A 26,080-nucleotide genomic window follows, 5' to 3' on the forward strand; every position below is an offset into this window, starting at 1 on the left:
CGCAATAAAGCCGGCACGTCCGCAAGACAAGGGAAAGCGCGTGTCGCGGGGTGGCACTTTGTCCGGTTTAGGAATATATACCGTAGCGGGGATATCCGTTCTGGAGGGACGCAGGGCACAAAGGTGCCACCAAGACGCGGGGCCGCAAGATGCTGTCGCATAAAAGCGTATGGACCGCCATCGACCGGCTCGCCCGCGACCATGGCCTGTCTTCATCCGGCCTGGCGCGGCGCGCGGGGCTCGACCCGACCACCTTCAATCCGTCCAAGCGCATGGCGTCGGACGGGCGCCCACGCTGGCCGTCGATGGAATCGATTTCCAAGATCCTCTTCGCGACAGGGGCCAGCTTTTCGGAGTTCGTCGACCTCCTCGAACACCGCACCGACCACCTGCCAATCGCCTCCAACGCCCGGCGTGACGACGACGCCCTGCCCCTTCCCGGGGGCCTGTCCCACGCCAATGCCCTCGCCCACCCCTCCAGCGGCTTTTTTCATGACGGAGGCTACCCGGAATTGACCGACTGGCCCGTTGCAGCGCCCGACGTCCCCGCGCGGGACACCGCCATTCGCGTTTGCGGCGACGCCCTGTTGCCGTTCTACAGGGATGGCGACATCGTCGTCGTCTCGCCGGCCGCCCGCATTCGCAAGGGCGACCGTGTGATGCTGCGCCTGACTGACGGAACGCTGCTCGCCCATGTCTACGAACGCCGCACACGCGCGCGCATCGACGTTCGCTCGCTGCTGGAGGACCCGGAGATTCTCAGCTACGCCGGCCCCGAGGTCGATTGGGTGGCGCGAATCATCTGGGCAAGCCAGTGAGCCGCGCCTCGACCTGGCGGATGCGGATCGGCGCGATGGCGCTGGGTCTGGCCGGACTGGCAGGTGCCGTCACGTTGCTGGCGGGCGACGATCTGCCGTTGGACAATCGGGCCACGCCGGCCGTGCCCCCCGAAAGCGCCTCCCCGGAGGTTGAGGTTGCGGACCGCTCCGCCCCGGCGCCCGCGCGCACGGAACCGCCGGCCCAGCCGCTTGCCCTTCCAGACGCGCCGCTTCCCGATACGATCCGCAATGTGACACCGGCCGACATCCTGCCGCCGCCGCCGGTGCAGGGACCACTGAAGCGGGTCGAGGCAAAGCTGCCGGAACAGCCGAAGGTCGAGGTTCCGGACGACCTGACCTTTCGCCGTCCGCTGGTGCTGGATGCCGGCACATTGCGCCACAAGACGCTGACCATCCGCCTCGCCGGTCTCGACGCGCCGGCGGTCTCGGAAACCTGCCCCTCCCGGCTTGGCGGATCCTGGCCCTGCGGTCGGCGGGCCCGCACGGCGCTGCGCGCCTTCGTGCGGCGGCGCGCCATCACCTGCGACCAGATATCCGAGGTCGCGCCGGGGCTCATCGCCGCGCAATGCCGCCGCCAGGATACGGATCTCAGCGACTGGATGATCGCCCAGGGGTGGGCACGCCCCCAAGAGGACGCGCCGCAGGCCTTGCGCGCGGCGAGCGAGGCCGCGCGAGCGAAGCGCAAGGGCATCTGGCAGCTCGACTGGCGGGGAGATCTGGACCGGCGACTTTCCACGCAAACACCTGCGCCGACCTTGGAGACGAACGAGCCGTCGCCGCGGGAACCGGCAGGCGCTGCATCAAGGGACACTGGCGAAGAGAGAGAAACGTCCTTTGAACCGGGCAGCGCGTCGCTTGACGGGCTTCTTGGCGATGTCGAGATCGTGGACACGCCCTGGCACCCGGACAGCGGCGAGACCGCCGACGCACCCGATCCGGGCGCAAGCGAGGACGCGCCGGCCGGTTTGCCTCGCTGATCGCTCAGCGGCCTGCGTGCATGTGGCTGGCCAGATGCCCAGCCCAGCCTGAAAAACCGGCTTCCGACGGGTGGATGCCGTCATCGCAAAAGGCCCTGGCGGGGAGCCCGCGCATCGCGGGAATGGCCGTCGCACCACGCTCGCGGCACAGGCATGCCCCGACCGGATCGAGGATCGACATGCGCAGCTTCAGGATCGCCGCCAGATGCTGCGGCAGCCCGGGGACGTCTGCGGGGTCGAGCATGCGCGACCAGAACAGGCGGCTTTCGGGAAACCGCGCCTTCACCGCATAGATCAGCCCGCCGAACTCCTTCAGGAAGCGCCGGCGCGTGTGATAGTTCTTCAGGTCGTTGAAGCCGACCGACAAGAGCACATGCGTGTAAGGCACCGGCTCCAGATTATGCACGACATGATCGCGCAACATGCCGGCGGTGGCGGAATTGAATCCCGCCGCCCGCCATTCGACCGGCCGGCCGGACTTTTCGCAAAGCGCGTTGGCCAGACAGGGCGCAAGGCCGTCTTCCTGACGCTTCAAGCCAACGGCGGCAGCCGAGGAATCGCCCAGGACCAGAAGCCTGAGCGGTTCCCCCGCCTTGTCCCCGACACGCCCGGACACCGGTCCGGGCGGCGGCGGATGGCGATGGGTGCGGGCGCGCACGCGCGTGCCCTCGACCGCATAAAGCGGCAGGGCAAGCCAGCTCAGAGCCGTGGCGAACGCACCCATGCCAGTTCCTCTGTGTCCGAACGGACCTTGTGTCCGGACGGGTTTTCCCGGCGGCGTCAGGCCGCCGACAATTCGCCGGACAGCGCCTTGGCGATCAGCCCCCGTGTTTCATCGATGCCGTAGAGTGCAACGAAGGAACCGAACCGCGGTCCGCGCTCCTGCCCGAGCAGCAGCTTGTAGAGTGCGGAGAACCACGCAACGGACACGCCCGGCCCGCCGTCCGGGCTTTTCTTCTTCTCGTCCTGATAGCGCTCGATCCCGCGCGCCACATCGAGAACCGCGTCCTGAATGGTCGCGGCATCCGCATCCGCCGGCAGGGCCGCGAGCTTTTCATCGAGCGCGGCAAGCGCCTCGCGTTCCGTCTCGTCGGGGGCATGGAAGGTCTTCGCCGGCTTCACGAAGTCCTCGAAGTAGCGGATCGCGTAGCCCACCAGTTCGTCGAGCTTGGGGTGGGTCGTGGCTGTGACACCCGGTGCATAGCGCGAGATGAACGCCCAGAGCACATCCTTGTTCAGCGCATTGGAGGCGGACACGAGGTTGAGCAGCATCGAGAAGGGCACCGGCATGTCGACCGCCGGCGGGTTGCCGGAATGGATGTGCCAGACCGGATTTCCCAGTTGCTGCTCGACCGGCATGTCCGGGTACTTCTGCGCGAAGGTGAAATACTCGTCGACGGTCTTCGGGATGATGTCGAAGTACAGCTTCTTGGCCGTCTTCGGCTTGCTGTACATGTAGAGCGACAGGCTTTCCGGCGAGGCATAGGCCAGCCAGTCGTCGATGGTCAGGCCGTTGCCCTTCGACTTGGAGATCTTCTGGCCGTTCTCATCCAGGAAGAGCTCGTAGTTGAAGCCCTCCGGCGGCGGACCGCCCAGAACCTTGCAGATCTTCGACGCCAGCGTGACGCTGTCGATCAGGTCCTTGCCGGCCATCTCGTAGTCGACGCCGAGCGCGAACCAGCGCAGCGCCCAGTCGGCCTTCCACTGGCACTTGACGCGACCGCCGGTGACCGGCGTCTCGACCTTCTCGCCCGTCTCCGGGTCGATATAGACGATGGTGCCCTTCGCGACATTGCGCTCCACGGTCGGCACCTGAAGCACCGCGCCCGTGCGCGGACACACCGGCAGGAACGGCGAATAGGTTTCCTGACGCTCGGGACCAAGTGTCGGCAGGATGATGTCCTTGATCTTGTCGTAGACGGCGAGCATGCGCAAAAGCGCCTCGTCGAAACGGCCCGAGGTGTAATAGTCGGTCGCCGAGGCAAACTCGTACTCGAAGCCGAACTGGTCGAGAAAGGCGCGAAGCCGCGCATTGTTGTGATGCGCGAAACTTTCATGACCGGCATCGAAGGGATCAGGCACGCGCGTCAACGGCTGACCGATAAAGCGCTGCATCTCCTCGCGGTTCGGCACGTTCTCCGGCACCTTGCGCAATCCGTCCATGTCGTCGGAAAAGCACAGGAGCCGGGTCGGCACCTTGTCCTCGGTCAGCAGGCGGAAGGCGGTGCGCACCATGGTGGTGCGCGCGACCTCGCCGAAGGTGCCGATATGCGGCAACCCGGACGGGCCGTAGCCCGTCTCGAACAACACCGGCCGGTCGGCGCCGCGCGCCTCGACCCGTTTCAGCAGCTTTCGCGCCTCCTCGAACGGCCAGGCTTTTGACGCCATGGCCGCGTCTCTCGTGGTGGGGGAGAGGTCAAGCGCGGGCAACGAAACTGAGGTCATGATCGGACCATTGCTGTTGATGGATGGAAAACGGCCGCCTGCGGATGATCTTGCGCGCAAACGGCGGGCGGACACTAATGGATGCGCTGCACAAACGGAACAGGGTCGCGGCAAAAAAGCCCGCTTCCCGGCCGACTGCATTTCACGCCTTGCGCTGCTTCCGCCATGGCTTTAGGCACTTTGACAGGACAGACGACGACAAAAGGGTCGCACAGCCGATGAGCGAACAGGTTTCACTTCAAGAAGCGCTGATCTATGTGATGGTGATGATCTCCGCCGCCGACAGCAGCATGACCGACCAGGAACTGCACTCGATGGGCGAGGTCGTGAAAACACTGCCCGTCTTCGCCGGCTTCGATCAGGAGCGGCTGGTGCCGGTCGCCCAGGATTGCGGCAACCGCCTTCAGGCGGAAAACGGCATGATGGACACCTTCGCGCTGATCGCCGCGAGCGTTCCGCCGAGCCACCGCGACACGGCCTATGCACTGGCTGTCGATGTCGCCGTCGCGGATCTTTCCGTTCAGCAGGAGGAATTGCGGCTGCTGCAGGTGCTGCGCGACACGCTCGGTCTGGACAAGCTGACGGTCGCGGCCATCGAACGCGGCGCGCAGGCCCGCTACCGCGCGATCTGAGACGCGCTCCGGCGGCCCACCCAGGGCGCCGGACGCCCGATGTGATAGCCCTGCGCCATTGTCACACCGAGATTGCGCAGGATCTCCAGCGTTTCCGCATCCTCGACATATTCCGCGATCACGCCGACGCCGATCTTGCGCGCAACGGCGACGATCCCGGCAACGATCGTGCGCTGCACCTCGTCCTGCGCCACCTCACCGATGATCGCACCGTCGATTTTCAGGCTGTCGATCCGGAACTGCCTGAGGTAGGCGAAAGACGACAGGCCCGAGCCGAAATCGTCGAGAATGACCCGGCACCCTCTGGCACGCAGCGCATCGATCAGGGCCTGGGCCGTCGCCATGCTGCGCACGGCCGCGGTTTCCGTGATCTCGAAGGCCAGACGCCCTGCCGTTTCCGGCCGCGCGTCGAGCGCGGAAAGCAGGAAGGTGGTGAACTCCGGATCGCCGATCGACAGCCCGGACAGGTTGATCGTCAGACACGTCCCCGGATCGACGCTGTGCAGGTTCGCCAGGGTCCTCTCGACGACCCAGCGATCGATCCGTGGCATCAACCCATGGCGTTCAGCGGAGGAAATCAATGCAGCCGGCGCAAGGACCCGCCCGTCGTCGTCCACGATCCTGAGAAGCACCTCGAGATGCGGACTGGACACCGCATCAATCGGCAGGATCGGCATGGTGTAGAGTTCGAAACAGTCGGCTTCCAGGGCATTGCGAACAATCTGCAGATTGCCGATGTCCAGCCGGTGCGCGACCATTTCGTCGGCATCCGGACGGTAGACCACCGGCCGCGCGCCGCCAATGGACTTGGCATGCAGACAGGCCTGATCGGCCTGGTTGAGAAGTTGGAATGCGCTTTTTTCCGGGTCGCCGCCGCGCCCCGGCTTGATCAGGGCAATGCCGACGCTGGCTGTAATCGCATGCGGGATGTCCTGCCAGATGAACCGCATCGACGACAAACCGGAGGTGATCCGGTGACCCAGGTCTTGCGCCGCGGCCGCGTCCATGTCCGGCGCCAGCACAGAAAATTCGTCGCCTCCGACCCGGGCGCAGAGCATGTCGGGCCCGGCATGGCTGCGCAACAATCCCGCAATCTGCTGGAGCAGAGCGTCGCCGCCGCTATGCCCCGCGATGTCGTTGACGACCTTGAACCCGTCGAGATCGATGGTGAAAAGCGCCGCCGGCCGGTCGCTGGCCTTCACGTCTGCCAGCAAGCGCTCCAGCCCCTCCTGCAAGGCATGCCGGTTGGCAAGGCCCGTCAGCGCATCCTCGCGCGCCTGCCGGCGCAGCGTCTTTGCCATCAGCGCCGCCTCGGTAATGTCGCGCAATACGATGAGCGCCCCGGTGACCTCGCCCTCGTCGTCGCGATAGGGGTCCATCCGGACCCGCATGTGGCGCATTTCCCCGCCCGGGACGGAAAGTTCGTGCTCGTATTCGACCGATTGTCCGGCGAAGCACCTCTCGAAATGCGCTTTCGCCCGCTTGTTAAAACGCTCCGCGCCGATGTGGTCGCGCACATGCACGCCAATGAAGTCGTCGGGCGACAGTCCGCTGAACGCCGCGTTGGCGCGATTGGTCATCCTGTAGCGAAAATCCGTGCCGACCACGGAGATCCGGTCGGTTGTCTGCCGCAGGATTTCCTCGTGCATCGACAGGCGTTCGTTGAGGTTCTGGAACTGCGTGACATCGCGCACCGCGCAGATGACACAAGCGACCTCCTCGTCGCGACCGAAGACCGGCTGGAAAAACACCTCCAGATACTTTCCAAGGGTCTTGTCGCGAACGCCGGGGACGCGGATGCGCGATGCCTGGCCGGCAAAGGCCTCGTCGAGATTGTCCCGGCGCAGGGCGAACACCTTGGATCCCAGGATGTCCTCGACCCTGCGTCCGATGACTTCGGCCCGCGACAAGCCTTCCATGTCCAGGAAGGCGCCGTCGACGTCCCACATCCGGTAATCGCGGTCGCAGACGAAAACGCCGGCGCGGTTCATCTCGATGATGGTGCTGCGCACGACCTCGCGATGCACTGCAATGGGCCAGTGCGCGGCAGTCTCCGCACTGGTCTCGGCACGCTCCGTCGGTGGGGTGCCAGTTGTTTCCGGTTCCGGCTTTCGCAAGCTCACGGGGCCTCGCTGCTGCGCACGGACGCGTCCTGTCGGACCACAATAGGCAGGTCGACCCGACATGACCATCGACAACCGCCTGTGACGCCGCGCAGGGTCGCGCTCACCTGCCAAAGGTCTCCGACCACGGAGCCGGACGTCCGACATGATAGCCCTGCACGAAACTCACCCCGAGTTCGCGCAGCGTTTCGAGCGTGCCGGCATCCTCCACGAATTCGGCCACGACCCGCACTTTCATCGCCGTGGCGACAGCAACGATCCCGGCAACGATGGTCTGCTGAACCGGGTCGTTGGCGACATCGCCGATGATGTTGCCGTCGATCTTGAGCATGTCGACGTCGAACTTGCGAAGATAGCCGAAGGACGACAGGCCCGAGCCGAAATCGTCCAGGACGATGCCGCAACCGCGCCCGCGCAACGCCTTGATCAGATCGCGCGCGGTCTCCATCGAGCGCACGGCGGATGTCTCGGTGATCTCGAACGAAAGCCGTCCGTGAACCTCGGGCCGGTTGTCCAGGGCGGCGACCAGAAAGTCGCGGAATTGCGGATCGCCCACCGACTGGCCCGAGAGATTGACCGTCAATTGCAGATCCGGCGGCGCGGACCGCAGGCGCTCCAGCACGTTTCGCACCACCCACTTGTCGACCGGAACCATCATCTGGTGTCGTTCGGCAGCGGAGATGAAAGCGGCCGGCGCCAGCATCTGTCCGTCGCTTCCAACGATCCGCAACAGCACCTCGTGATAAAGGCCGCTTTGCCCGTCGATCGGCGCGATCGGCATGGCATAGAGCTCGAACCGCCCGTTCAGAAGTGCATCCTGGACCACCCGAAGGTTGCCGGTTTCCTCGAAGCGCGCCTGAATCTCCGTGTCGGCGGCGTGATAGACCGCGACGCGCGACCCGCCGCGCTCCTTGGCGAGCCGGCAGGCCCGGTCCGCCCAGTTGATGACATCGTAGATGCTCGGCGCGGCCGTCTCGAACACCTCGCGGTCGAGCAAGGCGACGCCGACGCTGGCCCGCACCGAATAGCGCGCGCCGTCCCAGTCGAAGGGCGTCGTCTCCAGCGCACTGATGATCGTCTGGCAGGCGGCCATGACCTTCTCCGTCGTACAGGCCGAGAGCACCAGCGCAAACTCGTCGCCGCCCAGCCGCGCGATCATGTCGGTCTTGTCGATGGTCCGCAGAAGGTCCGCGACCTGTTTGAGCAATGTGTCGCCGGCGCTGTGCCCGGCAATGTCATTGACGACCTTGAACCCGTCGAGGTCGACCAGCACCAGGGCGGAAAGACGGGTGTCGGGCTCGCCGAGTTCGGCGACGCATCGGGCGACACGCAGCTCCAGCTCTTCCTCAAGCGCATAGCGGTTGGCCAAACCGGTCAGCGCGTCCTGGCGCGCCTGACGCAGCAACTCCGCTTTCATCATGGTGGCACTGGTGACGTCCCGCCGTGTTATCGCGGCGGCGATGACCTCGCCCGTGTTGTTGCGGAAGGGCACGCAATTGAGATCGAAATAGGCAATGTCGCCGTTTTCGGACATATGCGCGAAGTGATACTCGACCTGCTCGCCGGCAAAACAGCGCTCGAGATGAGGCTTGGCCCGATCCAGGTAGCCGCGTTCGCCGATGACGTCGACCAGATGCTTGCCGACGATGCTTTCCGACGTATGGCCCCATGTCCGCGCATTGGCGGAGTTCGACCAGATGAACCGGAAGTCCAGCCCGACGATGCACATGGCTTCGGTCGACTGACGGAACACCTCCTCATGCATGGAGACACGGTTTTCTAGCTCGAACAGCTCCGTGGTGTCTTCCATGAAAACGATGAGGCCGGTGACGGCTCCGGCGGAATCGAACACAGGCTCGTGACAAACGCGCATCAGCCGGTTGCGTGTCGCACGGCGCAAGCCCCACGTCGTGCTGACTTGCGGCTCGCCACCCAGGGCCGCCTCGATGGCGGGGCGTGAACGTTCGCAGATCGCGTCGCCCATAACCACGCGCATGGGACGCCCGATCACCTCGGAGCGGGAAAAGCCGTCGATTTCAAGGAATGCCCTGTTCACGTCCCGAATGATCATGTCGGTGTCGTAGTAGATCATCCGGATGGGAGAGACCTGGAACGCCGTCAGGAACGCGTCATCCGCCGGCCCCCTAAGGTCAACCGGAGCCGCGACAAAATTCTTTGCAACCTGTTTGGTCGAGGCCACTATCGTACTTTCCTCCGAGCAAGCCGGCGAAACCCGCATTGCACGATTCAGACACCCCAATTCTTAACATAGCAGAAACTTCCCGCGATTCGTTTACGATAATATCGCACCCATCCAACGAAAGACTTGAGAATATCAAGCTCCAATGACACGTCACTGGCATCGAAAAGCAACCAATCCAAATACATTCTTGAGGTTGCTAAAATTCCGAAAACACAACCTCTAAAAAGCCGACGAAAAACTTTCGACGCGCTCGCTTCAGTTGATGCTGCGGGCCTCGCCGGGAATATCAAGCGAGAACGCCGGGATAGCGATCTGGAAGCGCCTTCCGTCCATATCCTCCATTTCGTAGCTGCCGCTCATCATGCCCGAGGGCGTGCGCAACGGACAGCCGGAGGTGTATTCATACCGTTCCCCCGGCGCCAGGACAGGTTGTTCCCCGACCACACCGAGACCGCGCACCTCTTCTTCCCGACCCGCGCCGTCGACGATCATCCAGTGCCGGGCGCGCAGGCGCACCGTGTCGCTGCCGTGATTGACGATTTCGACGGTATAGGCCCACAGGAATTGCAAGGTGTCGGGATCGGATTCCTCGACGAGATAAAACGGCTCGACGGTCACCTGTATGTCATGCGTCACGGCCCGATACATTGCAGTCCTCCCGGCTCGTCCCCGCCCGCAACCCCGGGCGCGGGCGTTCGACAAAGACTAGCGCGCATAGCGCCGGATTCCAGTCGGGGAAGGCCACAATTCTCGATTGAACCGGCAGCGCCCTGATTTCCGTAGCGGCAGGTCCATGACGCGCTTGTGAGCGCAGGGCGCTTGCGCCCGGCACGCAGCTGGGCCATCCAGAACGTCGTCCCCCGACCGGAGATCCCATGTTCGACGCCCGCCTGCGCCCGCTGATCGACCCGCCGCTGAATGCCGCCGGCCGCGTGCTCGCCGCGCGCGGCATCTCGCCGGATGCCGTGACGCTGACCGGTTTCGGTCTCGGCCTCGGCGCAGCCCTGGCCATCGCGCTCGGCGCGCCGCTTGCGGGCTTTGTGCTGATCGCCCTCAACCGCCTGGGCGACGGTCTCGACGGCGCGGTGGCGCGCGCCAGCCGCAAGAGCGACCGGGGCGGCTATCTCGACATCGTGCTGGATTTCTTCTTCTACGGCGCGGTGCCCTTCGCCTTCGCCCTGCTCGACCCCGAGGCAAACGCCCTTCCCGCCGCCGCGCTACTGCTCGCGTTCTACATGAACGGCGCGAGCTTCCTCGGCTTTTCCGCGATGGCCGAAAAGCGGGGCATCACCACGAATATTCAGGGCCAGAAGTCGCTCTATTATCTGGGCGGGCTGGCCGAAGGCGCGGAGACCATCGCCGTTTTCCTGGCGATGTGCCTGTGGCCGCAAGCCTTCCCCCTGCTCGCCTGGGGGTTCGCGGCCATTTGCATCGTTTCCGCCCTGGCGCGGGTCATCCTCGTCGCGCGACTGCTGCGCGACTGACCCGCAGCTCAGCCGCGCGCAACCTCCAGCGCCTGACGAAGGTCCTCCGCCAGATCGTCGGCGTGTTCCAGACCGACCGAAAAACGCATCAAGCCGTCGGAAATTCCCAGTTCAACACGCGCCTCTTCGCTCAGGCTCTGGTGCGTGGTGGTGGCGGGATGCGTGATCAGGCTCTTGGCATCGCCCAGATTGTTCGACAGGCGGATGATCTTCAACGCATTGGCGAAGCGGAAGGCAGCAGGTTTTCCGCCCTTGACCTCAAAGGCGATCATCGTCGACCCGGCCTTCATCTGCCGGCGGGCAAGATCCGCCTGGGGATGGTCATCGCGCCCGGGATAGATCAGCCGCGCCACCGACGGATCCTCGGCAAGACGGTCGGCCAGAAGCCCCGCCGTTTCCGTCTGGCGGGCAACCCGAAGCGGCAAGGTCTCCAGCCCCTTGAGCAGCACCCAGGCATTGAACGGGCTCATCGCCGGACCGGTATGCTTGACCAGCGGCATCACCTCGTCCTTGATCCATTCCTCGTCGGACAGAACAACACCGCCAAGGCAGCGCCCCTGCCCGTCGATATGCTTGGTGGCGGAATAGACGACCACGTCGGCGCCGAGCGTGAGCGGCGCCTGCCACAACGGCGTGGCAAAGACATTGTCGACGATCAGCCGTGCCCCGACCGCGTGGGCCATCTCGGCGACGGCGGCGATATCGATCACTTCAAGCGTCGGATTGGTCGGACTTTCCAGGAAACAGGCCACCGTCCCGGGCCGGATCGCCGCGCGCCAGGCATCGAGATCGGTGCCGTCGACGAGCGTCGAGGCAACGCCCATGCGCGGCAGCAGGGTTTCCACGATGTAGCGGCAGGATCCGAAGAGCGCCTTGGCGGCGACGACATGATCGCCGGCCTTGCAGCAGGCCATGAGCGCGAGATTGACCGCCGCCATGCCGCTGGCGGTGCCGCGCGCGGCCTCCGCGCCTTCCAGCTGGGCGATGCGCTCCTCGAACATGGCGACCGTCGGATTGGCATAGCGCGAGTAGACGAAGCCCGGATCGTCGCCCTTGAAACGGGCTTCTGCGGCTTCCGCGCTGGCATAGACGAACCCTTGTGTCAGGAACATCGCTTCCGAGGTTTCCCCGAAGGGCGAACGCGTCGTTCCGCCGTGTACGAGAGCGGTTTCGGGATGCCAGCGGCGGTTATCTGAGCTCATGCCTGTCTCCAAATGCAAAAACCCCGGCCACGGGCCGGGGTTTTTGCAACCCGGCCTTTTTAGCAACTTCTTTAACGTGGCTGCAAGCCGGCCGGCTCAAATCACCACGGAACGCGCCGGTGATACGCCAAGGCTCCACCCGCGTCAACGCTGCGTTGACGCTGCGGCGTCTCTGCAGGCAAGGCAGAAACGCGGCCAGTTCATCATGGCAAATCGCGCGGGCTTGCGCTAAGCACGGCAAAACCCGAAGGCTTCTTGGAAAAACTCATGACCGAAACCGCGCACGGCATCCTTCCCGCACAGGCGATCAGCGCCATGTTCACGCGCGGTGAAATTTCCGCCCCGCGCCACCCGGACGCCGACCAGATCCAGCCGGCAAGCCTCGACCTTCGCCTTGGCCCCCTCGCCTACCGCGTGCGCGCAAGCTTCCTGCCGGGCGCGGGCGCCAAGGTGATGGACAAGCTCGACAAGCTCAAGCTCCACGCCTTCGACCTGACGCGCGGCGCGGTGCTGGAAACCGGCTGCGTCTATATCGTGCCGCTGATGGAGGGACTGGCGCTCGGTGCCGACGTCTCCGCCACCACCAATCCGAAGAGCTCGACCGGGCGGCTCGACGTCTTCACCCGCGTCATCACCGACGAGGGCCGCGCCTTCGACACGGTGCCGGCCGGCTATCGCGGGCCGCTTTATGCCGAGATCAGCCCGCGCACCTTCCCCGTTCTCGTGCGCGAGGGCTCGCGCCTGTCCCAGATCCGCTTCCGCATCGGCGATCCCTTCGTGCAGGACGCCGACCTCAAGGCCGTGCATGCCGAACACGCTCTGGTCGCCGGCGGCGACACCACCATCGGCGGCGGCGTGCATCTGACCATCGACCTTGAGGGCAGCGGACCGGGCAGCCTGATCGGCTATCGCGGCAAGCGCCACACCGGCGTCATCGACATGGACGCCAAGGCCGCGCAGGAGCCGCTCGACTTCTGGGAGCCGATCGTCCACCGCGGCGACAGCACGCTGATCCTCGATCCGAACGAGTTCTACATTCTCGTCTCGCGCGAGGCGGTGCATGTGCCGCCGATGTTTGCCGCCGAAATGGTGCCCTTCGATCCGCTCGTCGGCGAGTTCCGCGTGCATTACGCCGGCTTCTTCGATCCGGGCTTCGGCCATTCGACGCTGGGCGGCGGATCGCGCGCCGTGCTGGAAGTGCGCTCGCACGAGGTGCCCTTCATCGTCGAGCACGGCCAGACCGTCGGCCGGCTGGTCTATGAGCACATGCTGGAACGCCCCGAAACGCTCTATGGCGAGGGCATCGGCTCCAACTACCAGGGCCAGGCGCTGAAGCTGTCGAAGCACTTCAAGGCGATTGCCTAGGGCAGCGCCTTTCCCATGGCCAGCATTCTGGAAACAGAGCTCTACCCTCCGATAAAGGCGTTCCTCACGGCGCAAGGCTACGAGGTGAAGGCCGAAGTCGGTGCCGCCGATGTCGTCGCCTGCCGGGGCGACGAAGATCCCGTGATCGTCGAGTTGAAGACAGGGTTCACGCTTGGTCTTTTCCATCAGGCGATTGCGCGGCAATCGATCACCGATGCGGTCTATGTGGCGGTCCCCCGGATGGCGGGCCGCCGGTTTCAATCGGCCCTGAAGAACAATCTGAAACTTGCCCGCCGGCTTGGCCTCGGGCTGATCACGGTTCGGCTTTCGGATGCCCTTGTCGACGTGCATCTGGATCCGGGTCCGTTCAGCCCGCGCAAGTCGAAGCCGCGCAGGGACCGGTTGCTGAGGGAGTTCGCCCGAAGGGTCGGCGACCCGAACACCGGCGGCTCGACGCGGGTCACGCTTGTGACGGCCTATCGGCAGGACGCGCTGCGCTGCGCCGCCCATCTTGCCGCCAATGGTCCCAGCCGGGGCGCGGAGGTGGCGAAAGCGACCGGCGTTGCCAACGCGACGAGACTGATGGCCGACGATCACTATGGCTGGTTCGAACGGGTCGAACGCGGCGTCTATGCGTTGACCCCGAAGGGGACCGCCGCCCTTCCCGCTTCGGCGAACGACGCGGAATAGCGCCATGGCCCTCATGACGATCACCCGCGAGCACGAGGGGTATCTGGAAGACCGGAAATCCCGGTTTCTGGCGCATCTGGTTCCCGTCGGGGTGTTCGACCAGCGGCTGGAGGCGTTGCGCAAGGCGCATCGCAAGGCCAACCACATCGTCACCGCGCACCGAAGGCTTCTCGACGACGACCGCATCGAGGAAAGCGGCAAGGACGACGGCGAACCGGCGGGCACCTCCGGCATGCCTGTCCTGCGCGTGCTTCAGGGCGCGGAGCTGGTCGAGTGCGCCGTGCTGGTGGTGCGCTATTTCGGCGGCATCAAGCTGGGCGGCGGCGGGCTGGCGCGGGCCTATTCCGGCGCGGCGCAGGCGGCCATCGCCAATGCCGAGCTGATCCCATTTCAGCGGTTTGCCGTGAAAGAGGTCAGCGCAGACTTCGCGGCAAGCTCGGAGCTGGAACGCCGGGTCGAGCAGCTCGGCCTGAGCGTGATCGCCCGCGACTTCACCGAGGAAGGCGTGACGCTGACGCTGGAAGGCCCGGAAGAGGATCTGGCCCGGCTCGACGGCTGACCGCTTTCTCAGTCGGCCTGCCCGCTGCCGGGCTTTGCGAGATCGGAGCGCAAGGCGTTGACCTCCGTCCTGAGCGCCTTGACCTCCGCCAGCAGCACACCCGTCTCGTCATGGATCGCCTGGCGGTCGGCTTCGGCCAGTTGGTCGTGCTCCTGCTGCATCGCCGAGACGATGACACCGATGAAGAGGTTCAGCACCGTGAAGGCCGTGCACAGGATGAAGGGCACGAACAGCAGCCAGGACAGCGGATAAACCTCCATCACAGGGCGCACGATGCCCATCGACCAGCTTTCCAGCGTCATGATCTGGAACAGCGTGTAGAGCGACTTGCCGATGGTGCCGAACCACTCCGGGAACGAGGCGCCATAGAGCTTCGTCGTCATCACCGCAAAGACGTAGAAGACGAGCGACAAAAGCAGCACGATGGAGCCCATGCCCGGAAGGGCCGCGACCAGTCCGCCGACCACCCGGCGCAGCGAGGGCACCACGGAAATCAGCCGCAGCACGCGCAGGATGCGCAGCGCGCGCAGGACCGACAGCGCACCTGTCGCCGGCATCAGGGCAATCGCCACCACGGAGAAGTCGAACAGGCTCCAGGGATCGCGGAAGAACCAGAGCCGGTGCGCGTAGATGCGCAAGGCGATCTCGACGACGAAGACCGCGAGCACCGCCCGGTCGAGCGCATAGAGAAACCCGCCCGCGGCCTGCATGGCGGTTTCGCTCGTTTCCAGCCCGAGGGTGATCGCATTGACGACGATCAGCGCGATGATCGCCGCTTCCCAACGTTTCGATTGAACGAGGCGTCTCACCCGCTCGCGCATGTTCCGCACTCCTTGAAATCGCAAATCCCCACGCCCCGAAACGGGCTGGCGTCGGCGCCGCCAAACGTGGCGATGGGAGAAGGGAAATCAAGCACAAACTTGCAAGAGCCGCCCGATTGCCGGGCGCGTGCCGGGAAAGCGGTGCGCAGGGACGCGGCGCGCTGTCTCGCCCCTTGACAGCACGGCGTCACGCCGCCGATATAGCGAAGGTTCGCGGGTGTAGCTCAATGGTAGAGCAGAAGCTTCCCAAGCTTAAGACGAGGGTTCGATTCCCTTCACCCGCTCCAGCTCCCCTGAAAATTCATTTTGAGATACGCGGCTGGCGCACAGGTGCCCGCGCGCCCTCCACCGCGCCCTGCCCGCGCTACCTTGCCGCGCGGGTGAAACTGCCGAGGCCGTTGTCGTTCAGGAATTCGACCTGCATCGCGGCGGTCTTGTCCGCAAGGTCGAAGGTCACGGTCGAGCGGGAGCCGTAGGGCCGTTCCTCGTTGAACACCGGAAAGACGAAGCTGTTTCCCGACCAGTGGGTCAGTTCGAAGGTCTGCCGGTCGGGACCGAGCATGAGCACCAGAGCGCCCTCCACCAGATCGACCTGCGCCTCGCCGAAATAGGCGCTGGCATATCGGCCGACGAGGTCCGAAAGCGGGGCGGAGGCCTCCGCGTCGGCCGGCGGCGTCTTGCCGACGGTGCGTCCTGCCGGCGCGTTCAGGGCCTGCGCCTCGAACACGCCGCGATAGCCGCCGGCCCAGTCGCGGGTGACCTCGCCGTTGATCGCCAGATCCATGAACTCGGCGCTGACAGCCTCCACCGCGCCGACGCCGGCGCCGTTGGACAGGACGACAATGCCGAGGCCGTGCGCAGGCGACATCATGTAATTGGTGCCTGTCCCGAGCACGAACATGCCCGAATGGCTGAGCATCACGCTGCCGTCGCCGGAGACGCCGACGCCCGTGCCGAAGCCGTAGAAGGACGGCAGGCGGTCGGCACTGTCGGACCGGCCGGAGACGACCTGCGGCGACAGCGCCGGCAGAAGCGCTGTGTCCTCGATGACGGTCTTCCCCTCGTGGCGGCCGTTGGCCAGCACCATGGCCATCCAGCGGGCCATGTCATGTGCGGTGCTGCTCACGCCGCCCGCCGGCGCCTGGGCGTCCGGCCGGCGCCGCTGCAGGTCGCGGAAGGCGCCATCGGCATAGGCATGGCCCGACGCCCGGTTGTCGCGCGCCAGATAGTCCTTGAAACGCGAGCTGGTCCGCGTCATGCCGAGCGGCGCGTAGATCGCCTGTTCCGACAGGCTCTCCCAGTCGGTGCCGGCGGCGACCGCCACGGCTTCGGCTGCTGTCGTCAGCCCGAAGTTGGTGTAGGCGTAGCTGTCGCGGTAGGCATTGAGGGGCAATTGCGCGAGCCGCTCAAGAATCTCGCGCCGGGAAAAGCCGAGAAGTTCCAGATCGTCGCCCGCATGGTCGGGCAGGCCCGAGCGATGGGAAAACAGATCGCCGATCGTTGCATGGGTGCCGACCCAGGGATCGGACAGGGTGAACCAGGAAAGATGGCGCGCGACGGGCGTCTCCCATGTCAGGACGCCCTCGCCCACCTGCTGCGCGACGACGCTTGCCGCCAGCGACTTGGAGAGCGATGCGATCTGGAACACGGTGTCCGCGTCGACCTTGCCCGGTTTGCCGAGTTCGCGCAGGCCATAGCCCCGGGCAAACACGGTCTTGCCTTCGTGCACCACGGCAACGGCCATGCCGGGAAGCCCGAAATCGGCCAGCGTGCGTTGCGCAAGCCCGTCGAGCCCGTCGACCGCCGCCTGGATGCGCGCCCGGTCGGCGTTGGGCTCGGCCGCGGCGCGCTCGGACTGCGCCACGCCAAACAGCGCGACCGCCGCCGCCAGCAGGACACCTCGCCAGCGCGGCGTTGAAGACGTGTCGGCGACGGCCGCTACAATCGAAACCGGCATTGTCAAAACTCCAAAAGGTCCAGGCCGTCGCCCAGCGTCTTGCGGGCGATGTCGACGACGCTCGTGTGATGGGTGAAGAGAATCGGCTGCACCGTTTGCGACAGGTCGGCGAGCGCTTCGATCCCGGCGGCCGTGCGCGTGTCGTCGAAGGTCTGGAACAGGTCGTCGCCGATGAAGGGGGCTGCTTCCGCGCGGGCCGAGTAATCGGCCAGGAACGCCAGACGCAGCGCCAGATAAAGCTGGTCGCGCGAGCCTTCGCTCAAGGCATTCACCGGCACCTGCGCGCCGTCGTCCCGGCAGGCAACCAGATGAGCGCGGTCGTCGTCGTCGAAGATCTGCGCCAGCGTCGCGAAGGAGCCGCCGGTCAGACGCTTGAAGATCGCGCCCGCGCGCGCCATCACCGGATCGCCGGTCTGCGCGCGGTGCCGTTCCATCGCGGTCGACAACAGCCCTTCCGCGAGCTTCAGCACCAGCCATTCGCGGCCGAGCGCCAGCATTTCCGTTTCCGCCGCAAGCTTGCGGAAGGCCGCGCGCTCCACACCGTCGCCGCGTTCAAGTGTGGCCCGCTCGGCCTTTTTCGTCTGCAGCCGATGGTAGGCATCGTTCAGGGCCTTGTCCCGATCCGCCTCTTCCCGTTTCAGAAGATCAAGATCGACCGAGGCCGCCTCGGCGTCGAAATCGGCAAGCTCCGCCTCGACATTCGCGCGACTTTCCCCCTTGGCCAGGCGTTCGAAACGGTCATGCGCCGAAGCCAATGCGGCCGCCTCGCCGTCGCGCGCCTCCAGCCGCGTTGCAAGGTCCGCGAGATCGCCCGACCTCAACGTCTCCGGCAGGCGGGCGAGGCTGTCCGAAAGGTGCGCCCGAGCGCTCTCCAGCCCCGTGGCGGATTGCTCAAGGCGCTCGCGCGCTGTCCGCACCCGGGTCTGCGCGCCTTCGCGGCGGGTCTGGTCGGACTGCGCGGTCTCCAACCGTCGATGAAGCGCATCGGCCGCAGCATCCGGTGCATGGTCAGCGAGATCGGGCGCAACCTCGCTCACGAGCCCGTCAAGCGCTGCGTCGAACGCCGCGTTTTCGCGCTTCATTCCATGAACACGCTTGGCCTCGAGATCCCGCAGCTTCAGCTTTTCGGGCAAATCTCGCCAGAGCGCCACCGCTCCCGCCACCGCCTCCAGACCGGTTCCGGCGGGCAGGCCGATCGCTTGAAGCTCGGCATCCAGTTCCGCGCGCCACCGCGACAGCGCGTCGGCGTTTTCCTCTGCTTTCCGGTCCAGATTCGACAGACGCCGCTTTGCATCCTGACGAAGCGCGAGCCGCGTACGCCCCTCGCTCCAGGCCTTGGAGCGCGCGCCAAGCGCCTCCTCCACCAGCCGGACGCGCGCCGAAAGAGGCAGCGCATGACCCGCCTCAACCCCGAGCTCGGCCGCGATCTGCGACAGCGACCCGGCAACAGCGTCTTCGCGCGCTTCGAGAGATGAAATCCTGTCGGCGACCTTCTCCGCCTCTTCGGCGAGAGACAGCGCAGCGTCCACATTCTGCCGCCAGGCGATCATCTCGCCGGGTGCACGCGGCTCCACGTGTGCCGGCTCGAACAGGGTGCGAAAGGCGCGTTGCGCGTCCGCGAGAACGAGGGCCAGCCGCTCTTGCTCGGACGTCGCCGCATCCTGCTCCGCCTGAAGACCCGCCCGGTTCCGGCTCATGTCCGCATGCCGGGAGACGCGTTCGGCTTCGCTCGCGGCACGATCCGCCAGCCGGTCGGCCTCCCGCACCAGGCTGGCGTGGGCTTCCAGCGCAGCCGCGTCGCCGCCGCCGGCGCCGGTGGCCAGATCCTCCAGCAAGCGGGAGAGCGCGGCGTCGCGGCGCTCGCGCGCACCGGCAATTGCCACCGGCGTCGGCATGTCGCCCGCGCGTTCCGTTTCGACGATCTCCGCATCGAGCCGCATGATCTCATCCATGCGCTCGCGCATCCCGGCATCGTGCCGGCGCACCATCTCCTGAAGTTCCGAAAGCCGCGTGCGACGCTCGCTTAGCGTCTCCACCGATGGCAGGGCCACGCCCGCGAGCGCATGGATATCCCCAACCGGGGGGCTCAGCCGCGATGCCGCCTCCACGGCCCGGCGCCGTTCGCCGCGATGCCGCTCGCGAAGATCACCCAGCGTCTCAAGCGCCTTGATGTCGGGGCCAAGGGCCGCAAATCGCGCGGCAATCGGCGCCGGATCGCCGATATCCGCTCCATCCACCCCGTCCGGTAATTTCGACAGTTCCTGCCGGAGCTCGGCGATATCCTGAGCCAGTTGATCACGGCGAGAGAGCAACAAACGCCCGTGTTCAACCCCCTCCTCTATCGTCGCCAGCACGGCATCGCTCGGCTGGCGGGCGCCAAGAGCCTCGCTGTCGGTGGGCAAGGCACCAAGACCCAGCCGGCGCAAGAGCGCCGCAAGTTCATGGGTCTGCTCATCGACATCCGCCTGAACGCGCGGAATATCCCTGTGCCGTTCCCTGTAGGCGCCCGTCTGAGAAAACAGCCGTGTGACCGTCCCCGCCTTCGCAAGCAAGGCCGCATCGGGCGAGATCCGGTCCCTTTCCCGCTCCACCGTGTCGAGCTCCTGCATCGCCGCCCGATGCGCTGCCTCCGCGCGATTCGCCGATGCCAGTTCCTCGTGCAGCGCACGGCCGATGCCGGTTGGAACCGCCTCAAGATCCGCGAAGGCGAAAAGCGCACGCTCATGCGCGCGCGTCTCGGCAAGCAGTTCGTCGAACTGCTCAAGCTGCTGGAGGCGGCCCTGACGCTTGCGGATCTCGGCAAGCGCCTCGTGGGCCTCGTCGACGTCGCCCTGACTGGCGGCGATCGCGTCGTTGAGCGCCTTCCAGTCGTTTGCGCGCAGCCGGTGCTCCTTTTCCTCCGTCCAGGCTTCGTCGTAACGGGCCCTGGCCTGATAGAAGAGACGGTCCCTGGCCGCGCGCGGCGTGAAGATGCGCTCCGCCTCGGCGCCAAGCGTTGCCCGCAATTCGCGCAAGCCACCGAGACCGGAGGCGGCCGCAAGCAGCAGGCCGTCCTCGCCGCCCTCGCCGGCGAGCATCGCCTTCGCTCCCTCGTGCAGGCGCTCGGAATTGAGGCCGAAACTGCGTTCGAAGACATCGCGCGTCAGCCCGCCGAGGAAGGGAGTCAGCGCATCGTCGCGCAAGGCCTGCTCGCTGTCGTCGTCGGCGAGCAACGTCGTCTTGCGCCCGCGCTTGCGGCGAAAGGAAACCGTTTCCCCGGCACGGTTGCGCAGGGTGGCAGCGACGCGCAGGGTCGGTCCCGGATGCAGGAAATCGTAGCGGTTTATGTCCTCGCCGCTTGCCGTCTTGCGCTTTTCGGAAAAGCCGTAGAGCAGGTCCGAGATGGCGGCGAGCGCGGAACTCTTGCCGGCCTCGTTGGGACCGTAGACGAGATGAAGCCTGGCATCCCGGCGGAACCGGAACGCGACGTCTGTCAGGTTGCCGTACCGCAGGAAATGGAGCCGCTCAAAGCGCATCAGCGCTCCCGCCCCGAAATGCGTTCGGCGAGCACGGCCTTCGCCTCCAGGATCAACCTGTCCAGGTCCTCGCCGAAGGGCGCGGCTTCGTCGAGCGCGTGACCGGGGAGTTTCCGGCCGAAATCGGCAAGACAGGCTTCGCCTGCCGCCCGCAAGCCGGGATCGGCCGCTGCGTCTTCCAAGAGAACCGACAGGTCCAGCGCGTTGTCGGCAATCGGCGACGTCGCCGCATCGGGCACCGCAGCGACGTCAAGCACGAGCTTTTCCAGCCAGATGTCCTGCTCGACGCGGTCGAAGGCAGCCTGCACCTCGTCGACCAGCATGGTTCGGTTGGCAAGGAGCCACGCCCGCATCGGCGTATCGCCGCCCAGCCGCAGGCGCAGCGCCAACGGGCGCCGTCCGGACCTTTGCGCAAGCGGTACCAGCGCCGCCTCAAGCAGGGTGAGGAGATCGGGCAGGCTCTCGCACGGTCCGACATCCAGCTCGAGCCGCGCAAAACGCGCCTCGTCGACGATCAGCCGCTCGAGGCCCGAGACGCGGCCGTCCTCGACGGTGACCAGCACCGCGCCCTTCTCCCCCGTTTCGCGAATATTGCGCCCCTGCAGGTTGCCCGGAAAGACGACGGGCGGGTCCAGATGCACTTCCTCGTATTGATGGACATGGCCAAGCGCCCAATAGTCGTAGCCCTTGACGGTCAGGTCCTCCAGCGAACACGGCGCATAGTCGGCATGCGGCGGACGGCCGGTCAGGGAGGTGTGAAGAACGCCGATGTTGAATTTGCCGGCAACGGGGGGCGGATAGGCGCGCGCCAGATTGTCGGGCACATGCCGGTCGGCGAAACTCTGGCCGTGCAGGACGACGCCGAGGTCCTCAAGCACATGGCTTTCGGGCCTGCGGGCGGCAAAGGTCCGCACATTGCCCGGCAGGGAGATGCTCTTGGTAACGACGCTTTCCGCATCATGATTGCCGCGCAGCACGAACACGGGGATGCCCGCGCGGTCAAGGCGGGCGATCTCGCGATTGAAAAACAGGCCGACGGAATTGTCCTGCCATTCGCCGTCGTAGATGTCTCCGGCGATCACGAGAAAATCGGCTCCTGCTTCCAGCGTGCGGGTGACGAGCGCGGTGAAGGCATTTCGCGTCGCATCGGCAAACCGGTCGGCCACCACCGGATCCTTCAGGCTCAGCCCCCGAAAGGGGCTGCCAAGGTGCAGGTCTGCCGCATGAACGAAGGAAAAGGACGCCACGAACACTTCCGTCTCGAGAGAATGAAACCAACGCACCGGCGAATCGTCGACGCCGGCGCCGCTCAGGGTAGATCATGCCGGCGCGCGGTGAAACGCCGCCTTGTGCCGGCCGCGTTCATGAGCGCCAGCGTGCCCGTTTCGCCACCCGGGGAAGACGCCCGGGGCGGCGTGCCAGCCCGTGTTCGGTCTTCGACCATGAATGAGGCCGGCGAACAAGATCCACCACGGCGGCATAAAAGGCCAAGCTTTGCGCCAGCCAGTACACCGGTATGAAGGCAAGGTCGAGAAACGGCGGCCAGTGTCCGCGGGCGCGCGCTCCCGCGAATGCGATCACCGCCATGCTGCCATAGGCAAGCGCAACGCTGACCCCTGCGAGCGACAACGCGGCGCTCGCCTGCCAGCTGGTGTTCAGCGGAATTGGCGAAATCCCCGATCCGTAGAGCAGCAGAACAAGCAGGAAAACCGGATGGGCCGCCAGGGTGACAATCGCGGCGCTCAGATACACCAGAAGCACCGCGGCCTTCGTGCAGCGCAGGTCGCGGGCAAGCGGGTTGCGCAGGCTGACCAACAAGGTCTGCAGCCACCCCTTCAGCCAGCGCGTGCGCTGCCCGTGCCAGGCACGCCAATCGAGCGGCGCTTCCTCGAAGGTCGTCGATGCCAGCGTCTGCAGTTCGTAGCCTGCCCGGCTCAGCCGCACCGCCAGATCCGCATCCTCCGTCACATTGTAGGGATCCCACCCGCCAACCGCCTCGAGCGCCACCCGGCGAAAGTGGTTCGACGTTCCCCCGAGAGGGAAAGGCCAGCCCCGGGCCGAAAACCAGGGCAACAGGCAATCGAACAGGCCGGCATACTCGAGGCGAAACTGGCGGGCGAAAATGCGGTGGCTGCCGTGGTCGATCGCCAGATGCGCCTGCAGGCAGGCGACGCGTTGCGGAAGCTCGAAGAAACGGGCGGAGGCGAGACGCAACTGGTCCGGCTCCGGCCTGTCCTCGCCGTCGTAAACCGCGACCAATTCTCCCCGTGCCAGTGCCAGCCCATGGCACAGAGCCCGAGGCTTCGTTCGCGGCTTGCCGGGCGGAACGACAACGATGCGCATTCCCGCGCGCAGCAAGGGGGCGAGGGCCGTCCGCGTCTCGTGATCGTCGTCTTCCAGCAAGAAGAGGATCTCCAGACAGTGGCGGGGATAATCCAGGGCATCGAGCGCGGCCGCGAGCATGGGAACGACGCGGGCCTCGCGATAGAGCGGCACGAGGACGCTGTAGACGGGCGGCGGCCCCTTCGGTCGCGGCGTGGACGGAAGACGACTGACCTGCCCGACCGCGCCGGCCGTGAGACGCGCAATCCCGAGCAACATTCCAAAGAGGGTCGCAATCACGGAAACCCCGACCGCGGCCTGTCCGGGCGTCAGCGTCAGCCCGAGGGCAAATGCACCGCTCAACGCCACGAAAACACCCAGTTGGGTCTGCGTCAGGGTCCGTCGCGCACTCGCGGACGGACGATCCAGGGCCAGACGCTGACCCGGGTCGGCGGCGGCGATGGCGCGTTCGAGGGCTTGCGGACTGGCAATACGGATCCGCGCACGCATCGCCGGAAACCGGCGCAGATACCCTTGAAACTCCGCAAGGCTCTCGGGAGCAGGTGCCACCGCGAACAGCATTTCCCCGTCCCGGTTTCGGCCGATGGGGAGCGGCCCGCGCATTTCCGGAGGCGGGGGAAAGTCCGGATTGTGGTGTGACACGAAACCGCCTTCACACAAGTGCCCCAGACCGAGCGCCTCCGCAAAGGCGCAGTAATAGGCCTCCCCGCTCACGAACCCGCGCTCAATCAGCACGCGCGCCGGCGAAACCGCCGCAAGACGGGCCTCGCGCAGGACCGGACGAAGCACGCCCTCGCTCAGGCCCCGCGCAACCAGAACGTCGATATCCGCGCCGTGGCGCCGCGCCGCTGCGTCTGGGGGCGAAGCCGGGCATCGCCTCTTGCCCACCTTCGGCGAATGGGTAGACGCAACGCCCGACGCATAGGATAGTGCGGCACCGGGTGGCTGCGGGCGCTGCCCCGCCAAGGCTCCCCGTTCTGTCCTCGGTGATCGCGGACCCAAAGGGACAACCGGCGGGGGAACTTGACGTTGCGCGGATGGTTCGAGCATGCCTCACGCTTCGCAATCTGGATGAACGGGCATATGGTTTTCGGCTTACAAATTCGATCTCTTCGCAAATATGACGAGCAGGCCTGTGAAGACTGCTCGACGGGCATACAAAAAACTGCGGTTGAATTTGATATTAAACACAACCCATTTGCAAGTTTTGCGCGAATCGCCCTCGTCATCACCGGCGTGCTCGCCGGCGCGCCCCCGGCAGCGCTTGCCCAGCAGGCGCCGTCGCCAGACCGGGAGACCGGTGTCACCGTTCCCAATTTCTGGGATCCGCGCGGGGTCGGCGATCGCCCGACCGCAACGCCGGAGACCATCCGCTTTCTGGCCAGCGATGATTTTCCGCCGTTTTCCTTCCGCGACGGGACCGGACGGCTGACCGGCTTCAACATCGATCTGGCGCGCGCGCTTTGCGAGGAGCTCGACAGCGCCTGCTCCTTGCGCATCAAATCCTTCGATGCGCTGATCCCGGCGCTTGTGCGCGAGGAAGGCGACGCCATCATCGCCGGCCTGGCGACGACCGAGGCCAACGCCAAGACGCTCCTGTTCTCCGATCCCTACCTGCGCCTGCCGGCCCGCTTCGCGGTGCTGACCGGGACCGGGATCGAGGTGACGCCGGAAGGATTGGCGGACAAGCGCATTTCGGTGACCGAAGGCACCGTCCATCAGGCGTTCCTGGAGCGGTATTTCGCCGATGCGCAGATCAAGGCCTACGCGAGCGAAACAGAGGCGCGCGCGGCCCTTGGAACAGAAGAGGCCGACGCCCATTTCGGCGACGGCCTGTCACTGTCATTCTGGCTCAACGGGGAAACCTCGGCGGAATGCTGCAGCTTCGCAGGAGGCCCGTGGCTGGAGCCGGGCTATTTCGATCACAGCCTGACCGTCGCCTTCCGGATCGAGGACACATTCCGCCAGGAAGCCATCAACCATGCGCTCTACCGGCTGCAGCAGAACGGCACCTATTCCGAGCTTTATCTACGCTATTTCCCTGTCAGCTTTTACTGAGGCGTCTGCGACACCCTTGCCTTCCGCACGCGCCGGCGGGCGACGAAACGGCAGGGCAAGGCTCCAGAGGTAACCCGCCGGCTCCGGCGTCTGGTATTCGGCAAGTCCGATGGTCATTCCGGCGTGGCCGTCGCGCGGCTGATCGACATAGGTGCGAAACAGCCGGTCCCAGATCGACAGGTTGAAGCCGTAGTTGGAATCCGTTTCGCGGCGAATGACCGAATGATGCACCCGGTGCATGTCCGGCGTGACGACGAGGAGCCGCAATCCCCTGTCCAGCCAGCCCGGCAGTTTGACGTTGGCGTGGTTGAACATCGCAGCGCCGTTCAAAACCACCTCGAAAACCAGCACCGCGACAACGGGAATGCCGAAGGCAACCACGACGGCCGCCTTCCAGGCCATGGAGATCAGGATTTCCAGCGGGTGAAAGCGCAGGGCCGTCGTGACATCGATATCGCGGTCGACGTGGTGCATCTTGTGGATGCGCCACAGCAGCGGGATCTTGTGCGAAGCCCAATGCTCCGCCCAGACGGCGAAGTCGAGGAGCACGAAGCCGAGCAGCGCAGCAAGCCAGAACGAAAGCTCCAGCCAGGGAAAGAGACCGATCCCGTTCTCCGACGCCCAAAGCGCGATGCCGACCGCCGCCATCGGAAACACGATGCGCAGAACCGCCGTGTCGGTGGCGACAATCGCGAGATTGGTCAGCCAGCGCCGCCCGCGCCCGAGCGTCAAATCGCGGCGCGGGAGCACGAGCTCGAACGCTGCCATGGACGCAAAAATTCCCAAGAACAGCAAGAGTCTGATTGTCGCTTCGTCCACGGATGAACCTCATTGACCAAGTTTGCGCGGCGCAAGACCCGGGAGGCG

General features: G+C 65.7%; 20 protein-coding genes, 1 tRNA gene and 1 riboswitch. Of the genes, 9 read left to right on the forward strand and 12 right to left on the reverse strand.

The window, feature by feature from the left end; translation table 11 throughout:
* Positions 1–149 precede the first annotated feature (149 nt).
* Positions 150–818, forward strand: coding sequence for a S24 family peptidase (locus tag G572_RS0120660; RefSeq protein ID WP_029060090.1), 669 nt, complete (start codon positions 150–152; stop codon positions 816–818).
* Positions 815–1,816, forward strand: a complete 1,002-nt coding sequence (locus G572_RS25715) for a thermonuclease family protein (RefSeq protein WP_051242850.1) — start codon at positions 815–817, stop codon at positions 1,814–1,816. Before G572_RS0120660 ends, G572_RS25715 begins: the two co-directional genes overlap by 4 nt.
* 4 nt (positions 1,817–1,820) lie before the next feature.
* On the opposite strand, the gene G572_RS0120670 is transcribed toward G572_RS25715, so the two are convergent.
* The gene (locus tag G572_RS0120670; RefSeq protein ID WP_029060091.1) at positions 1,821–2,540 is read right to left on the reverse strand and encodes an SGNH/GDSL hydrolase family protein; all 720 of its coding nucleotides are present in this window, start codon (positions 2,538–2,540) and stop codon (positions 1,821–1,823) included.
* 56 nt (positions 2,541–2,596) lie between these two features.
* On the reverse strand, positions 2,597–4,261 hold the full coding sequence (locus G572_RS0120675) for a lysine--tRNA ligase (RefSeq protein ID WP_029060092.1): 1,665 nt from the start codon (positions 4,259–4,261) through the stop codon (positions 2,597–2,599).
* Between the two features lie 218 nt (positions 4,262–4,479).
* Between G572_RS0120675 and G572_RS0120680 the strand changes: the two genes are divergently transcribed.
* On the forward strand, positions 4,480–4,893 hold the full coding sequence (locus G572_RS0120680; protein ID WP_029060093.1) for a tellurite resistance TerB family protein: 414 nt from the start codon (positions 4,480–4,482) through the stop codon (positions 4,891–4,893).
* On the opposite strand, the gene G572_RS25045 is transcribed toward G572_RS0120680, so the two are convergent.
* The 3 genes from G572_RS25045 to apaG all read right to left on the reverse strand — a co-directional run bounded on the left by G572_RS25045 (position 4,878) and on the right by apaG (position 9,867).
* Positions 4,878–7,016 carry an EAL domain-containing protein gene (locus tag G572_RS25045; RefSeq protein WP_169391349.1) on the reverse strand — a complete coding sequence of 713 codons (2,139 nt, stop codon included), beginning with the start codon at positions 7,014–7,016 and terminating at the stop codon, positions 4,878–4,880. The two genes, G572_RS0120680 and G572_RS25045, sit on opposite strands and share 16 nt — an antisense overlap.
* Before the next feature lie 103 nt (positions 7,017–7,119).
* Entirely contained in the window at positions 7,120–9,216 is a 2,097-nt protein-coding gene (locus G572_RS25720) for a putative bifunctional diguanylate cyclase/phosphodiesterase (protein WP_051242853.1), read from the reverse strand.
* A 258-nt stretch (positions 9,217–9,474) separates the two neighbouring features.
* Positions 9,475–9,867, reverse strand: coding sequence for a Co2+/Mg2+ efflux protein ApaG (apaG, locus tag G572_RS0120695; RefSeq protein ID WP_029060094.1), 393 nt, complete (start codon positions 9,865–9,867; stop codon positions 9,475–9,477).
* A 227-nt stretch (positions 9,868–10,094) separates the two neighbouring features.
* Between apaG and G572_RS0120700 the strand changes: the two genes are divergently transcribed.
* A complete protein-coding gene (locus tag G572_RS0120700; protein WP_029060095.1) occupies positions 10,095–10,703 on the forward strand; it encodes a CDP-alcohol phosphatidyltransferase family protein in 609 nt (202 codons plus the stop codon).
* Positions 10,704–10,711: 8 nt separating this feature from the next.
* Here G572_RS0120700 and G572_RS0120705 read toward each other — a convergent pair whose 3' ends face one another.
* Complete coding sequence (locus G572_RS0120705; RefSeq protein ID WP_029060096.1) at positions 10,712–11,905, reverse strand: O-succinylhomoserine sulfhydrylase; 1,194 nt, start codon at positions 11,903–11,905, stop codon at positions 10,712–10,714.
* A gap of 38 nt (positions 11,906–11,943) precedes the next feature.
* Positions 11,944–12,023, reverse strand: a riboswitch (SAM riboswitch).
* A gap of 149 nt (positions 12,024–12,172) precedes the next feature.
* Here G572_RS0120705 and G572_RS0120710 point away from each other — a divergent pair.
* From G572_RS0120710 to G572_RS0120720, 3 genes are read left to right on the forward strand one after another with little or no spacing between them, the layout of a single operon-like run.
* A complete protein-coding gene (locus G572_RS0120710; RefSeq protein ID WP_029060097.1) occupies positions 12,173–13,270 on the forward strand; it encodes a 2'-deoxycytidine 5'-triphosphate deaminase in 1,098 nt (365 codons plus the stop codon).
* Between the two features lie 15 nt (positions 13,271–13,285).
* Positions 13,286–13,960, forward strand: a complete 675-nt coding sequence (locus tag G572_RS0120715; RefSeq protein WP_029060098.1) for a DUF2161 domain-containing phosphodiesterase — start codon at positions 13,286–13,288, stop codon at positions 13,958–13,960.
* Positions 13,961–13,964: 4 nt separating this feature from the next.
* Positions 13,965–14,519, forward strand: coding sequence for a YigZ family protein (locus tag G572_RS0120720; protein ID WP_029060099.1), 555 nt, complete (start codon positions 13,965–13,967; stop codon positions 14,517–14,519).
* A gap of 8 nt (positions 14,520–14,527) precedes the next feature.
* On the opposite strand, the gene G572_RS25055 is transcribed toward G572_RS0120720, so the two are convergent.
* Complete coding sequence (locus tag G572_RS25055) at positions 14,528–15,340, reverse strand: ion transporter (protein ID WP_037547542.1); 813 nt, start codon at positions 15,338–15,340, stop codon at positions 14,528–14,530.
* Between the two features lie 213 nt (positions 15,341–15,553).
* On the opposite strand from G572_RS25055, the gene G572_RS0120730 reads away from it, so the two are divergent.
* Positions 15,554–15,627: transfer RNA gene (locus G572_RS0120730), tRNA-Gly, on the forward strand.
* Between the two features lie 77 nt (positions 15,628–15,704).
* On the opposite strand, the gene G572_RS25060 is transcribed toward G572_RS0120730, so the two are convergent.
* The 4 genes from G572_RS25060 to G572_RS25065 all read right to left on the reverse strand — a co-directional run bounded on the left by G572_RS25060 (position 15,705) and on the right by G572_RS25065 (position 23,944).
* On the reverse strand, positions 15,705–17,297 hold the full coding sequence (locus tag G572_RS25060; protein WP_084650411.1) for a serine hydrolase: 1,593 nt from the start codon (positions 17,295–17,297) through the stop codon (positions 15,705–15,707).
* A 2-nt stretch (positions 17,298–17,299) separates the two neighbouring features.
* Positions 17,300–20,812, reverse strand: coding sequence for an ATP-binding protein (locus G572_RS0120740; protein ID WP_029060100.1), 3,513 nt, complete (start codon positions 20,810–20,812; stop codon positions 17,300–17,302).
* Positions 20,812–22,059 (reverse strand): metallophosphoesterase family protein, encoded by a 1,248-nt coding sequence (locus tag G572_RS0120745; protein WP_029060101.1) that lies wholly within the window; start codon positions 22,057–22,059, stop codon positions 20,812–20,814. The genes G572_RS0120740 and G572_RS0120745 overlap by 1 nt, the downstream gene beginning before the upstream one ends.
* 115 nt (positions 22,060–22,174) lie before the next feature.
* Positions 22,175–23,944 (reverse strand): glycosyltransferase family 2 protein, encoded by a 1,770-nt coding sequence (locus tag G572_RS25065; RefSeq protein ID WP_051242855.1) that lies wholly within the window; start codon positions 23,942–23,944, stop codon positions 22,175–22,177.
* 447 nt (positions 23,945–24,391) lie between these two features.
* Between G572_RS25065 and G572_RS0120755 the strand changes: the two genes are divergently transcribed.
* Positions 24,392–25,213, forward strand: coding sequence for a transporter substrate-binding domain-containing protein (locus G572_RS0120755; RefSeq protein ID WP_051242857.1), 822 nt, complete (start codon positions 24,392–24,394; stop codon positions 25,211–25,213).
* On the opposite strand, the gene G572_RS25070 is transcribed toward G572_RS0120755, so the two are convergent.
* Complete coding sequence (locus tag G572_RS25070; RefSeq protein WP_084650460.1) at positions 25,184–25,981, reverse strand: sterol desaturase family protein; 798 nt, start codon at positions 25,979–25,981, stop codon at positions 25,184–25,186. The two genes, G572_RS0120755 and G572_RS25070, sit on opposite strands and share 30 nt — an antisense overlap.
* Between the last annotated feature and the right edge of the window lie 99 nt (positions 25,982–26,080).

Origin of the sequence: Stappia stellulata DSM 5886 (genome assembly GCF_000423705.1) — a bacterium.
Lineage (GTDB): Bacteria > Pseudomonadota > Alphaproteobacteria > Rhizobiales > Stappiaceae > Stappia > Stappia stellulata.